Consider the following 14,806-nt stretch of genomic DNA (forward strand, 5'->3'; position numbering starts at 1 on the left):
GCTTATGCTGAACAATGTAATGAATAATGCGCTCAGTGGTGTGAACGCTGCGCAAGGCGGGTTAAGTGTTATTTCTAACAACTTAGCGAACGCTGGCGTAGGTTACTATCACCGCCAAAGTGCTGTTTTCGGGGAGAATCCCGGTACGATGACACCTAATGGTTATTTTGGTAACGGCACCTATTTCAGCCATGTTCGCCGTGAGTTTGATGAATTTGTTAATGCGCAATACAGCCAATCCCGCGCGCGTAGCGGTGATTTCGAAGCGTATGTGAAAAACTGCAACAAAGTGGATGACCTACTGACAAACAATGTCGAAGACTTGTCTGGTAGCATCGGTAGCTTTTTTACAGCGCTGGATACAGCTAGCAGTGACGCGAGCGACAAAACGCTGCTTGACGTTTTCTTAGGGCAATCCAACGCGCTAGTTTCTCAATTCAAAGAAGCAGATAAACAACTGCAAGAGATGGAACGTGATATCAACCGCCAAATTGAAAATAAGGTGAAAGATATCAACATCTACGCAGAAAAAATTGCGGGATTAAACCAACAAATTGCACGTGTGCGCTCCGTCAGTGGTTCAGAGCCTAACGACCTGCTGGATGTGCGTGACCGCTTAGTGAATGAAGTTAACTCGTTGATTGGCGTTAAAGTTATCGAACAAAATGGCAACTATAACGTGACCTTTGCCAACGGGCTACCACTGGTTACTGGCGAAAAAGCTAACCATTTAGAAGCAGTGCCATCCTCAAAAGATGACAGCCGTTTTAGCATTGGTTTTGTGGGGGCAAATGACCAAGTTCGTGAAATCCCTGACGAAGCATTCAAAGGCGGTGAATTGAGCGGTATTTTACGTTCACGCCAAGAAGTGCTCGACCCTGCTTATCAAAAAATCAATAAATTAGCGTTAGTTTTCGCGACTAAATTTAATGAAATTCATCAAAAAGGTTTTGATTCTAATGGCGAAACTGGCAAAGACTTTTTCGCGATTGGTAAAGGCTCTGTGGTCAGCAACACCTTCAATACCGGTAAAACTGACTTTGATTTGAGTTACAGCGATGTTTCTCAAGTGACGGGCAAAAACTATGAAATGCGTTTTGATGGTGGCAAATGGAATGTAACCCGTTTACCGGATGGCGTTGACGTTAAAGTTGATACTAGCACTCCAGGTTCACTGAAATTTGAAGGTATTGAACTCAAAATCACGACCAATTCTCCTGCACAAGGAGACACTTTCGTCGTTAAACCGATGAATGGAGTGGTTAACGGGATGTCAACGCTGGTAACCGAGTCTTCGCAGTTTGCAAAAGCAGGCAGTAAAGATGGTGGCCCGGGTGACAACGAAAATATTAAAGAGTTAGTTAAGCTGCAAGACCAAAAACTGATTGATGGTGGCTCGACGTTCTCTGATTTCTACGCAACATTAGTCAATGATGTGGGAAGTCGTACTAAGCAAGCGCAAATTGATTCTGAAACCCAGAACAAAATGACCGAAAGTTTCTATCGCCAAGAGCAAGAAATTTCGGGGGTTAACATGAATGAAGAGAGCATTCAGATGCAAAAAATCCAGCAATTCTTTAACGCCAATGCTCAGGTATTAAAGACGGTTGATGATTTATTTAATGCATTAATGCGTGCGTTCTAATTGATGGCGTTTTGAGTGATCAAAAACACTGGGTTTTAATCAGAATTTAATAAGGATTTAAGCGATGCGTTTAAGTACGAATATGATTTTCCACCAACGCTTACAGGACATGAATGGCGCTCAATCTCGTTGGATGGAGGCGGGTAGTCAATTAGCTTCAGGGCAGCGTGTAAACAAGCCTTCAGATGACCCGCAGGCATCATCTCAAGCGGTGCGTATTAACCAGTCTGAAAACCGCAACCAACAATATGTGACCAGCCGCGGTTTTGCGAAAACCGGTATGACGTTGCAAATGAGCATCCTGACGCAAATGACGGATGTCACGACGCAAATCGATACCACCATCATTCAAGCTTCTAACCAAGGCGCTTTGAGTGATAAAGACCGCAATTCACTAGCAGAGCAACTGACTGGCCTGAAAGAGCAATTAGTTGCGCTGGGCAATACCACCGACGGTAATGGTCGCTATATTTTTGCGGGCTTTAAATCTGATAAGCCACCATTTGAAATTGATGCGGATGGTGAAGTGCTGTACCACGGTGGCGATAAGCCAATCACTCAGAATGTCGCGAGTGAGCGTGAAATGACTACCTATTTCACGGGCGCACAAGTGTTTGAAACCGATGGTACGGGTATGGTCAATGTATTTAAAGCATTGAACGAAGGCATCAAAGCGCTGGGCATTCCACAAGAAAATGCACCGCAAGCGGATTTAGACAGAGCGCAAGCGGGTATGGACACGGCTAACCGTGGCATTAAAGCGGCATTGGATCAAATCTCCAATATCGAAGCGAAACAAGGTTTACAGCTGCAAGAGATTGATAAACTTGATTTCTTAGCGGATACCCGTTCTATCCAGAATGCGGCGCGTAAAAGTGAGTTGTTAGAGACGAACTGGACAGCGACCACAACGGATTATTATAAAGAGAAGGCGATGTTCCAAGCTTCTCAAGATATTTTTAAAGATCTGAACAGCATGTCATTATTTGGCGGCCGTTAATTGATTTTTACCGCACCCTGTAGCAGTGGCATGTGTATCGGGTGCGGGGTTTTCTTGATTCCTTTCGTTATGATTGTTCTATTTCTTCCTTGCTATTTTTTCGCTCTGTACATTTCTGAGTACCTTTATCTATAGGTTTATTTCTCTTTCACCATTGCTGAATTTCATTTTGTGCGTATAGTTTATCGTGTCGATTGGATGATGTATTTGACCTTTATTTTTTGCTATTTAAAAAATCGTCTAATAAACAACAGGTTATTATACGCTCTAAAATAAAGGGTATTTTCAGTCTTTTGGCGCTAACCGCCTGTTGTGATTTATTTTATTCCTGATAATTTATAGTTCACTGCCATACAGGCAGCTTAGAAAATATAGCCAAAAAACTGGCGGGAACGGCTGAAGTTCACTGCCATACAGGCAGCTTAGAAACGGTTAGTATCGGCGAGATTGTGCAAGGGTATGTTCACTGCCATACAGGCAGCTTAGAAATTGCTTCCGCCAACAGCATACATTTGCTTATTGTTCACTGCCATACAGGCAGCTTAGAAACTTTCGGCGCTCTAAACTTACGCATGAAATTGGTTCACTGCCATACAGGCAGCTTAGAAACAGTGAACTCAGACAGAACAACATCAGGCTTGGTTCACTGCCATACAGGCAGCTTAGAAAATGATGACTTTTACGATTTCATGATGTGTATTGTTCACTGCCATACAGGCAGCTTAGAAATGAAACCGTTACTGAACAGCCTGAAACCGTTAGTTCACTGCCATACAGGCAGCTTAGAAAACATTAATCTTCATATTCATTCACCGGGTGGTGTTCACTGCCATACAGGCAGCTTAGAAAAACCAGCCATGCCAGCAATGCCGCCTGCGATTTGTTCACTGCCATACAGGCAGCTTAGAAATATCACCGATTGCACTCACTGGATTTGCATCGGTTCACTGCCATACAGGCAGCTTAGAAAAGACCGTAATCCGTTAGGCGCAGAGTTAATGAGTTCACTGCCATACAGGCAGCTTAGAAACCCACAGAAAACCATCATGCACAATCTCGCAGGTTCACTGCCATACAGGCAGCTTAGAAATGACAGGTTATAGGGAACGCCTATAGGATGATGTTCACTGCCATACAGGCAGCTTAGAAAATATCAGCCTACACCACAAGGTATGTTGTAATGTTCACTGCCATACAGGCAGCTTAGAAAGTATACCTCACGAGCCATTGACAGCCACACAAGTTCACTGCCATACAGGCAGCTTAGAAATTGGCATACCAAAGAAAATCCTGTGGTTTAATAGTTCACTGCCATACAGGCAGCTTAGAAATGTTAAAAAAATGCTCGACGGACATTCCGAGACGTTCACTGCCATACAGGCAGCTTAGAAAGATTATTAAACTCAGCTAATTCTTGAATTCTATGTTCACTGCCATACAGGCAGCTTAGAAATTTTTCAGATTGTGGTCATTCACGATTAACGTGTTCACTGCCATACAGGCAGCTTAGAAACGATATCTGGGGCATTTCTTTGTTGTTCAATTGTTCACTGCCATACAGGCAGCTTAGAAATCCATGCTCTCTCTTTTTATAGCAGCTAAAACGTTCACTGCCATACAGGCAGCTTAGAAACAAAGAAAAACTAAAAGAAATAGACGAAAAGTGTTCACTGCCATACAGGCAGCTTAGAAATTACGGAAGAAATTAGAGAAGCGCTATACCGCGTTCACTGCCATACAGGCAGCTTAGAAATCAACGCAGCCTCTTTTAAATCACAAGTCTTTGTTCACTGCCATACAGGCAGCTTAGAAAAAACTGTTTGTAAAATTTCGTCATAGCTTCTTGTCCACTGCCGTATAGGCAGCTTAGAAATCCGGCAATACTGTATGATGTCTATCGCATCCGTTCACTGCCGTACAGGCAGCTTAGAAATATGGTGAGAAAGTGCTTGCAGAGGCGACAGCGTTCACTGCCGTACAGGCAGTTTAAAAATCGATAAGTCACTATTATTTTTCTTAAACTATTAATCACAAGTTTATAGGGTAGCAACTCATTAAGGTAGGTAATAGAAGGATTGCGAAGCATCTCGCAAAATGAACCTTCAATTTTTTTAAAGCTTGTATTGATATGAGAGACAGACTTAAATGAAATAAATGATTCAAAAAAATTATTATTTTAAGCAAAGGAATATTGGCATGGATGACTTTTCCTCATCAGATTTAAAAACTATTTTGCACTCAAAACGTGCCAACATGTATTACCTCGAGCATTGCCGAGTGATGCAAAAAGATGGGCGAGTTCTCTATTTTACGGAAGCGAAAAATGAAAACTTGTATTTCAATATTCCTATTGCGAATACCACCGTTTTACTTTTGGGAACGGGAACTTCGGTCACTCAAGCAGCAATGCGTATGTTATCGCAAGCGGGGGTATTAGTTGGCTTTTGTGGTGGCGGTGGAACACCACTTTATATGGCGACAGAAGTCGAATGGTTTACACCACAAAGTGAATATCGTCCGACGGAATATCTGCAAGGCTGGCTCAGTTTTTGGTTTGATGATGCTAAACGATTATCCGCTGCGAAAAGTCTACAACAATCACGCATTCAATACTTACAAACTGTATGGCAGGGCTCGAGAGAACTGCAAAATGAAGGGTTTATTTTCAAGCAAGATATTATTCAATCCTCTTTGCAGGCATTTCATACACGTACAGATGCTGCGAATGACACGCAAGAATTACTCTTAACGGAAGCCCAACTCACTAAAGCACTCTATAAATACGCGGCTAACAATACACAACACAAAAATTTTTCCCGTCAGCATCAATCTTCCGATAAAACCAACGCATTTTTAAATCACGGTAATTATTTGGCTTACGGTTTAGCAGCAAGTTGCCTATGGGTGCTTGGTATTCCACATGGTTTTGCTGTGATGCACGGTAAAACACGGCGAGGCGCATTAATTTTTGATATAGCGGATTTAATCAAAGATGCCATTGTGCTCCCTTGGGCGTTTATTTGCGGGCGGGAAGAGGCAACGGAACAAGAGTTCCGCCAGCAAATATTGCAGTCATTTATCGATCACCATGCATTGGATTTTATGTTTGATACCGTAAAAGAACTCGCACTGCAACAAGGTGTAATACCGCCGAAGGAACATCAAGCATGATGGTAACGTTTGTTTCTCAATGTGAAAAACATGCACTCAAAAGAACTCGACGTGTTTTAGATGCGTTTGCCAATCGCATCGGTGATAACACTTGGCAAACGTTGATCACCCAAGAGGGATTATTAACAGTTCAAAAAATGTTACGCAGAAGCGCTAGCCGTAATACGGCAGTAAGCTGTCATTGGATACGCTCTCGATCGCGAAGCCAGTTATTGTGGGTAGTCGGTCAGAAAAATAAATTTAACCAGCAAGGGTATGTCCCTGTAAATCGAACCGAAAAATCGTTATTGGGTAGTGAGCTAGAAAATAGTTGGAAATACCTACCGTTAATCAATGGGTTTGCCCGCCTTGCCGCTTTACTTCACGATTGGGGAAAAGCCTCTCAGTTATTTCAAGATAAATTAAACCCAGAATCAAAAAATCACTTTAAGGGCGACCCATTACGCCACGAATGGATATCGTGTTTGCTATTTAACGCGCTGGTTAAAAGCCGAAATGAACCTAAAAATGATGAAAGTTGGCTTGATGCACTTATTTTATCTACGTGGGATGAACACCAATTACAAATATGGGTAAAAGAGCATAAAGAATCTCTGAAACCCTTGAATGCACTTCCTGATGCTGCATCTCTGCTGACTTGGTTGATTGTTTCGCACCATCGTTTGCCTTTTGCGGAAAATAAATATGAATTTGCGGATAAAGCCTGTCATTCCTTACCGGCGCTACTCGATACCATTGATCCAAAATGGGGCTATCAAAATGGTTTTAATGAAAATGAATATGAACAGCGGGTTGAACAGTGTTTTGAATTTCCACAAGGCTTATTGAACCAATCTTTAGTGTGGCGACAAGCAGTTAGCCGAGCGGCAGAGCACTTAAAGCATCAATTACCGTTGCTGAACGAAGCCATGGGAAATGGCTGTTGGCGTTTAATCGCCCAGCATGCTCGCTTGTGTTTGATGCTGGGGGATCACAACTACTCCTCAAAAGAGGCAGACCCCGATTGGCAATCCGATATTCCGCTATATGCGAACACCCAGCGTGTTGGTGAACGTGTAGAGTACAAGCAGAAGCTTGATGAGCACTTAGTTAACGTTGCAAATGTTGCTTCTAATATCACGGAGTACTTACCTTTTTTTGAGTCGGAACCGCCTCTCGCTCGGGATATTAACGAACTTAAACATGACAAAAACGCCTCTGGCAAATTTAGTTGGCAAGAGGATGTGGTTAATTCGCTTTATCAGTATCGTGATGAACAACAGGATAAAACCCAAGGGTATTTTGTGGTTAACATCGCCAGTACAGGCTGCGGAAAAACCACTGCCAACGCCAAAATCATGCAGGCGTTATCGGAAGATAAACACAGCATGCGGTTTATTTTGGCGCTAGGTCTTCGAACATTAACGTTGCAAACGGGTGATGAATATCGCGACCGTTTAGGTATAAAAGACGACAATTTAGCGGTGTTAATTGGTTCAAAGGCAGTATTAGCGTTACACAAAGAAGGATTGGATAAACAGAGTGATATTGAAAAAGAGCAACCGCTGACGGAGTTAGGCTCGGAGTCACAAGAAAGTTTGTTTGGTGAGGAAGAACTTGAACTAAATTGGTCGGATGCAAGCTGGCAAGGTAGCTTGCCAGAAGATGAGCTTTCGACTGTCTTGACTCGCCCAAAAGATAGAGCGCTACTCTATGCCCCAGTTTTAGCCTGTACGATTGACCATATTATCGGTGCGACAGAAACCATTCGCGGTGGACGCTATATTTTACCTTACTTGCGTTTAATGTCCTCTGATCTCGTGATTGATGAAATTGATGATTTTGTGGATAAAGATTCGATTGCTATCGGACGGTTAATTTACCTTGCTGGGTTACTGGGTCGCAAAGTGATGATTTCGTCCGCGACAATTCCGCCAACATTGGCGTTGTTTTATTTTAAAGCGTATCAACAAGGCTGGCAGATTCATGCACTTAGTCACCAAAAATCGTTACAGATAGGGTGTACTTGGGTTGATGAAGGGCGGTACAACCCGAAAAAAGACAAATGCACGCAGGCATGCCAAATTGCCACGCTTAATGCGGATGACACGGAAGCGACGCTATCGCTTTATCAGCAATACCATAACGCGTTTATCCGCAAACGTATTAAGAATTTAATGCAACTGGTTAGCCGTCGAAAAGCCTATATTGCATCGATAGTTAAAGGGCAAAGTAGTGAACCGAAGAAAACCTATTTTCAGGTTATTCAGCAAGCGGTTGTCGATTTACATCAAAAACATCACTGCGAGGATAACCAAACGGGTTTGCACGTCTCTTTTGGGGTAGTCCGTACCGCGAATATTGCGTTTTGCGTTGAACTTACTCACCACCTTTTGTCTTGTGAGTGGGATGAAGAAATTGAAATCCGCACGATGGCTTATCATAGCCAGCAAGTTTTATTGCTGCGTCATGAGCAAGAACAGCACCTTGATGCGGTATTAAAGCGTAAAGAAAAAACAGGTGAACAGCCTGATGCTTTTACTAATCTGATTATTCGCCAGCACTTAGATAATGTGCATCAACAAACAAAAGCTAAGCATCTTATTTTTATTCTGGTCGCGACACCCGTTGAAGAAGTAGGGCGGGATCATGATTTTGATTGGGTGGTGGTTGAGCCATCATCCTATCGGTCGGTTATCCAAATGGCAGGGCGCGTTCGGCGACATCGTGACGGCGAAATTACCGAGCCAAATATGGCGCTTTTGCAATATAACTGGAAAGGCTTTAATGAGAATGAAAATGATCCTAAAGATGTGTTTTCTCGCCCGGGTTATGAGAATAAAGAAGTAAACCTTCAATTAGCCACTCATGACTTACGTGAATTGGTGGATGAGCAACAGTTACTCAAGTCCGTTGATGCTACCTCTCGTATTCAGCGAATGGAAAACTGGAAAAGCCTGCAAAAAACCAATTTAGCGTGTTTGGAACATGCGTCTATTGAGCGGTTAATGGGCAATTCTACAGAGACACAGCAGAAAAGAATGACAAACTCACGTTTATTCTCTCAACGCGCATCCGCAGTTCAAAATACGCCCCATACATTATGGGGATTTACGCGTGACGCTTGGGGAATGACCGCTCTTTCTCAACAGTTTGCTAAATTCAGGGAAAGCTTGCCAGAAGTGCGTTTATTGTTAGTGATATCCGCTAAGAATAAATTGAATTTTTGTCTGTATGATAAAGACGACGGCTGGGTAACAATGGATAAAAAATGTGGAATTGAGCTTCAAGAATTGAACGAGCCATTAAAACAGAAATTATGGTTAGACCGAAATTATCAACAATCATTAGAAAATCGAGAGAGTGAATATGAATCACTTGAGCAACTTTCTAAAAAGTATGGTGAAATTAGCATTATAATTCATGAAAATAGTCGGTCTTACTACAATGACCAGTTTGGGATCAGTACATTTAACGTTTCCGTGTAAAAATTTAAGTCACAAGGACCATTGAATATGTTAGATCCAGCAATAACGGCTTTTTTTACAGAACGTAAAGACGGCTGGCTTAAAAAGAATATAAAGGCATCCATGAGTGAGGGTGAAATACAGGCGTTACAGCACGAGTGTGATGCACTGTTTTCCTTGGCTCAGTGGTTACCCAATGCGGCAAAACGTGCAGGGCAAATTTCGTTATCTACTCATCCTTGTACGTTCAGTCATCCCAGCTCCAGAAAGAATAAAAATGGTTATGTGACTGCGGTCGTAGCACAGACAGAACGGCGTCCAGATGGGTTTCTTCGTTCGGGTAATTTAGCGGTTGAAACGGATGCTCTGGGGAATGCAGCGGCACTCGATGTATACAAGTTTTTGACCCTTGAGCTGCAAGATAACAAAACGTTACTGGCTCATATTCAGAGTGAAACCAGTATAGCTAAAGCGATCTTAGAACAAGGTGATGAGGCATATCAAACACTCCGAGATGGTTTTTTGGCGATGGTATCCAGCGACGATACTGACGTCACCAGTTCGAAGATCAAACAAGTCTATTTCCCTGTTTGGCAAGAAGACATTGAATATCATTTACTGTCTCCATTAACCCCATCGGGGTTAGTTTTTGAACTCAGACAACGCATTGACAAAATACGTTTTTCTGAGCAGACCAAAGCGCTGCGAGAGTTAAAGAAAAAAGGCGCATATAGCGAAGTGGGGTACAAAGAAATTTACGATATCACGACCATTGGCTATGGGGGCACTAAGCCGCAGAATATCTCTGTTCTGAATAACCAAAATGCGGGTAAAGCACATTTGTTAGCGTCTTTACCGCCGACAGTACAACAGCGTGGACGCCGTTATCCAACCCGCAATTTTTTCACAGAAACGTTAAATCCTTGGCAAATAAAAGAAACATTAGAAGCGTTTCACGGGTTGATATCGTTGCCGAAAGAACAGCGCAATAGCCGCTTTGTGGAATACCGTGATAGACGTATTCAAGCCTATATGGATTATATTCTGGTGGTGATGTGGGAAGTGCGTAGAGAGTTCGAAAAAAATGAAGCACGGCTGCCAACGGCACTTCTCAAAGAACAACAAATTTGGTTATTCCCGAACCAAGCAAGGGAAGACTCGGATGTCTGGCTATCGGAGATTATTTTCTCTGTTACCCAATGTTTTATGCAGCACTACGAAAAAGTGATGGGGAAAAAAGCCATCAAGTTAGGAAATGACGAATTTGATGCCATTAAAGACGTTATCGCAACCAATAAGGCGCTTTTACGATGACTTCAACGTATATTCTCAAGCTTCCGCACCTTAAAGTTCACAATGCCAATGCTCTCTCTAGCCCTTATACCATTGGTTTTCCGGCAATGACGGCATGGTTGGGTTTTATGCATGCGTTAGAGCGCAAGCTAAGAGATGATGGCTCATTAAACATTGTGTTCGATTCAATCGCCGTGATTAGTCATGCGTGTGATTTACAGACTCATCGCGGACCTAATGATTTTGTTAATTCGATTATTGGTACGGGTAACCCGTTAAATAGCGATGGTAGCCGCTCTGCATTTATTGAAGAAGCGCGTTGTCACTTAGATGTTTCACTGCTGATAAAATATGAAGTGGGTGTCAATGATAGAGGTGAAGGTATTCCCGAAAACTCACCTATTTTAGACGTTTTTCATCAAGTGATTATGAGTATGAAGTTAGCGGGGGGCGATATTCTTTCGCTAAGCAAACCGACTGTGCATATTATCCCATCAGAAGACTTGAATGGAGAATCAAGGCGGAAACTGCTCAACAGTGTGATGCCAGGCTATGCCTTAATTGAGCGTCGAGATTTAATGCAAATGGCAATGGAAGAAGGACAAGATGCCCTTGATGCTTTATTAGATTATGTGGTCGTAGAAAATCAGTGCATCGAAAAACCTCGAGTGGAAAAAGAGGTCGCTAATGAAAGTCACGGTGAAGAGAAGCGTCATTATGAATGGCGCACTCAACGAAAAGCCGCGGGCTGGATTGTGCCTATCGCAACGGGGTATCAAGGTATTTCCTCACTCGGTCAGGCTAAAAATCAGCGTGACCCTGATGTGCCCCACCGTTTTGCAGAAAGTGTTGTGACTCTGGGGGAATTTATTCTGGCGAACCGAGCAAATAATATCCATGAAATTTTATGGGAATTTAAATTTATTGAATCCCAAAACCTGTATCTATGCCAACAAGTGGCTTTTGAATCGATTTCTAATGGAGAGTAAATAATGGCGAAGAATCATGATGTTGCGTCTGTTTTAGCATTTGAGAAAAAATTGGTTCCATCGGACGGTTATTTTTACGGAACACGTTGGAATAATAAATCGCAATTTGCGCCATTATCATTACAAGAGAAATCAGTGCGTGGCACCATTTCCAACCGCTTAAAAGGTCCGGTGAAAAATGACCCAATGAAGCTAAATGCAGAGGTGGAAAAAGCCAATTTACAAACAGTTGATGCCTGTGCGTTAGGTGTCGATGAAGATACCTTAATGCATCAATTCACCTTAAAAGTGCTGGGTGGGGTTGAAACACCATCGGCTTGTAATAATGCAAATTTCAAGACAAGTTATCAGCAAGCGGCAAAGGCTTACATTGAAAAGCAAGGTTTCCGGGAGCTCGGTTATCGTTATGCACAGAATATCGCCAATGGACGTTTTTTATGGCGTAATCGAGTAGGTGCAGAGCAGATTGAAGTCGTCGTTAAAGTGCTTAATAAAGGACAAAGTGCGCAGTGGACGTTTGATGCCACCCAATACAGTATTCATCAATTTGATACCCCAGATGAAAAAGTAAAGCAGCTAGGCGAAAAAATTGCTAGTGCATTAGCCGCGCCACAAGGTTCTTTATTACTTGAAATCACAACGTATTCTCAACTGGGGAACGCTCAAGAAGTCTACCCGAGTGAAGAATTAGTCTTGGACAAAGGTAAAGGTGAAAAGAGTAAAATTTTATATCACCTCAATCAACATGCTGCGATGCATTCCCAAAAAATTGGCAATGCGCTACGTTCTATAGATACCTGGTATCCAGCCTATGGAACAGAGGGCGGAGCAGGGGCGATAGCGATTGAACCCTATGGTGCAGTAACCAACTTAGGGACAGCGTTCCGGACGCCAAAAGAGAATCAAGATTTCTATACCCATTTTGATAAATGGGCGCGTGGTGAAAAACTGCCTCGAGAAGAGGATGAACACTATGTTATGGCTGTTCTGGTGCGTGGTGGCGTATTTGGTGAAAGCGATAAATAAGGTGAGCTATGAATTATTATCAGGAGATTACGTTATTGCCTGATTCAACGGTTCCGCTGGATTTTCTGTGGCAAAAAGTATACCAGCAGATTCATATTGCGTTGGTAGAGAATAAAACGGAACGTGGAGATAGCAACGTTGCGGTGGCATTTCCAGAATATGGTAGCCCAGGTTTTCGCTTAGGGAAAAAGATCCGTTTAATTGCAAAAGATACTGCAATGCTAGAGCAGTTAACTCTGGTTAAATGGTTATCAAGGTTATCCGATTATGTGCATGTAAAATCTATACAAACGGTTCCCTCGAATGCTCGACCGGTGAGTTATCTTCGTCAGCAAGTCAAAGGCGCTGCACGTATTGAATCTGATATGCATAAGAAAGCAGCGCTTTGGGCTAAAAAATCAGGGCGCTCATTGGAGGAATGCTTAGCAGATTTAGAAGCGTCTCGCCCAACGAAGCGCAGTTTACTGCCTTTTATTTGGGTGGAAAGCTTGCATGGTAAGAGTGAGCAAATGGGAAGTCGTCCATTTCCACTTTTTATTCAGCGCGTTGAAGCGGAACAGGTCATTGAGGGGCATTTTAATTGTTATGGACTTAGCCAAGCCGTTGAACGTAATAAAATGCCGACAACAGTCCCTCATTTTTGACCTTTGTTTTTTGCTCTTTAATAACAAGGCGTAAAATCAATAAGTTACAGTAGTCGGTGAAATAAAGGGTATTTTATTAAAAATGTCCTTAACTGATTGTTGTAACTTATTTTTTGTTTGATATTCTCTAGTTCACTGCCGCATAGGCAGCTTAGAAAACGTACTTAAAGCGAATTGTTACCCCTGAAAGGTTCACTGCCGCATAGGCAGCTTAGAAAATCAGCATAAATCTTGATGGGGTCATTTCTATGTTCACTGCCGCATAGGCAGCTTAGAAAACATGAAGCCCCGCCAACCACGGGGATTTTATGTTCACTGCCGCATAGGCAGCTTAGAAAATTTTTCCGTTAATCCTGTCTATTTTTCTGTAGTTCACTGCCGCATAGGCAGCTTAGAAAGAACGTGTGGCCAACGAACAAGCCGAAGAGCTGTTCACTGCCGCATAGGCAGCTTAGAAATTTCAATAAAAACATTATAGTCCCCTATAAGGGTTCACTGCCGCATAGGCAGCTTAGAAAGCTGAACGTGCAGAGCGTGAAAAGCAGGAAGCGTTCACTGCCGCATAGGCAGCTTAGAAATTACTGTCGCCCTATAAACGCCAAGCTCTCTTGTTCACTGCCGCATAGGCAGCTTAGAAAATCAGCTTAGTTAATTACACAGCTCATTTACGGTTCACTGCCGCATAGGCAGCTTAGAAAATAATCGAAGCTACTCGTTGTTGCAGAAAAACGTTCACTGCCGCATAGGCAGCTTAGAAATAGCTTAAGTTCTTACAGTGGGCAAATTGTTAGTTCACTGCCGCATAGGCAGCTTAGAAAATTGCAAAATAGAGTGATTAAATTTAACTCAAGTTCACTGCCGCATAGGCAGCTTAGAAACTCTGGATTTTATCTGCATTAGCTCACGAAAAGTTCACTGCCGCATAGGCAGCTTAGAAAATAGAAGCTACCACAAAAAGGAGCTTCTTTTAGTTCACTGCCGCATAGGCAGCTTAGAAATTGCTGATTTTTTTTGAGGTTTGTTAGAACACTTAGATTGCTGAGATATAGCGGTCATAATCTCGGAGGTATTGAATTATTGCTTTATTTTTAATGGGTAAGCGGTTACATTCATCAGGACTGTCATCTAGACAGCTTAGAAATGAATAATATTACTAATTATTAGTATTGTTCACTGCCATGCAGGCAGATTAGCACTACCTTTATGAAGGCTACTTACTTTTCATCGAGTAAGTAGCCTTTTTATTTTAATCCTGAATAATATTACTAATTAATTTTGACATGATGAGTTTGTGTGCTAGTATTTGTTCGTTACCTGCTCAAAGAGGTAAAGCATTTAGGTTAAGGGGGGGATTATAGAAAGCTAGTTTTATCTATATAGCCTGAATAATATTACTAATAAATGTAAATAATAGACCAAGGTGGGCTATGGAGGAAAGGATGTTATTAAATTTAATAAAACTTTTAGGAGGTTTAACCATGCAGTGGCAATTTGAGCTTTGCATAGGTCGGTTTAAGATACGACTATCTATAACAAATTAATAGTATGTTAAATAATAAATTTGGGTAAAGCGTAGCGTATCACCTTTTACC

At 42.2% G+C, this 14,806-nt stretch carries 8 protein-coding genes and 2 CRISPR repeat arrays; all 8 genes read left to right on the top strand.

Annotated elements, in window-relative coordinates; translation table 11 throughout:
* Positions 1 to 4: 4 nt before the first annotated feature.
* Entirely contained in the window at positions 5 to 1,645 is a 1,641-nt protein-coding gene (flgK, locus tag GKR48_RS13560) for a flagellar hook-associated protein FlgK (RefSeq protein ID WP_154628458.1), read from the top strand.
* 64 nt (positions 1,646 to 1,709) lie between these two features.
* Positions 1,710 to 2,645, top strand: a complete 936-nt coding sequence (gene flgL, locus GKR48_RS13565; RefSeq protein WP_154628459.1) for a flagellar hook-associated protein FlgL — start codon at positions 1,710 to 1,712, stop codon at positions 2,643 to 2,645.
* Positions 2,646 to 2,986: 341 nt separating this feature from the next.
* Positions 2,987 to 4,638: a CRISPR direct-repeat array (repeat unit 28 nt; unit sequence GTTCACTGCCATACAGGCAGCTTAGAAA).
* Positions 4,639 to 4,841: 203 nt separating this feature from the next.
* Positions 4,842 to 5,816, top strand: a complete 975-nt coding sequence (gene cas1f / locus GKR48_RS13570) for a type I-F CRISPR-associated endonuclease Cas1f (RefSeq protein ID WP_154628460.1) — start codon at positions 4,842 to 4,844, stop codon at positions 5,814 to 5,816.
* Entirely contained in the window at positions 5,813 to 9,283 is a 3,471-nt protein-coding gene (gene cas3f / locus GKR48_RS13575; protein ID WP_154628461.1) for a type I-F CRISPR-associated helicase Cas3f, read from the top strand. The genes cas1f and cas3f overlap by 4 nt, the downstream gene beginning before the upstream one ends.
* Positions 9,284 to 9,310: 27 nt before the next feature.
* A complete protein-coding gene (gene csy1 / locus GKR48_RS13580) occupies positions 9,311 to 10,576 on the top strand; it encodes a type I-F CRISPR-associated protein Csy1 (RefSeq protein WP_154628462.1) in 1,266 nt (421 codons plus the stop codon).
* Entirely contained in the window at positions 10,573 to 11,544 is a 972-nt protein-coding gene (csy2, locus tag GKR48_RS13585) for a type I-F CRISPR-associated protein Csy2 (protein WP_154628463.1), read from the top strand. Before csy1 ends, csy2 begins: the two co-directional genes overlap by 4 nt.
* Positions 11,545 to 11,547: 3 nt before the next feature.
* A complete protein-coding gene (csy3, locus tag GKR48_RS13590) occupies positions 11,548 to 12,570 on the top strand; it encodes a type I-F CRISPR-associated protein Csy3 (RefSeq protein WP_154628464.1) in 1,023 nt (340 codons plus the stop codon).
* A gap of 8 nt (positions 12,571 to 12,578) precedes the next feature.
* Positions 12,579 to 13,214 (top strand): type I-F CRISPR-associated endoribonuclease Cas6/Csy4, encoded by a 636-nt coding sequence (gene cas6f / locus GKR48_RS13595; RefSeq protein ID WP_154628465.1) that lies wholly within the window; start codon positions 12,579 to 12,581, stop codon positions 13,212 to 13,214.
* Between the two features lie 130 nt (positions 13,215 to 13,344).
* A CRISPR array of direct repeats spans positions 13,345 to 14,212; the repeat unit is 28 nt; unit sequence GTTCACTGCCGCATAGGCAGCTTAGAAA.
* Positions 14,213 to 14,806 lie beyond the last annotated feature (594 nt).

Source organism: Providencia sp. wls1943, assembly GCF_009706275.1.
In the GTDB taxonomy this organism is placed as follows: Bacteria; Pseudomonadota; Gammaproteobacteria; order Enterobacterales; family Enterobacteriaceae; genus Providencia; species Providencia zhijiangensis.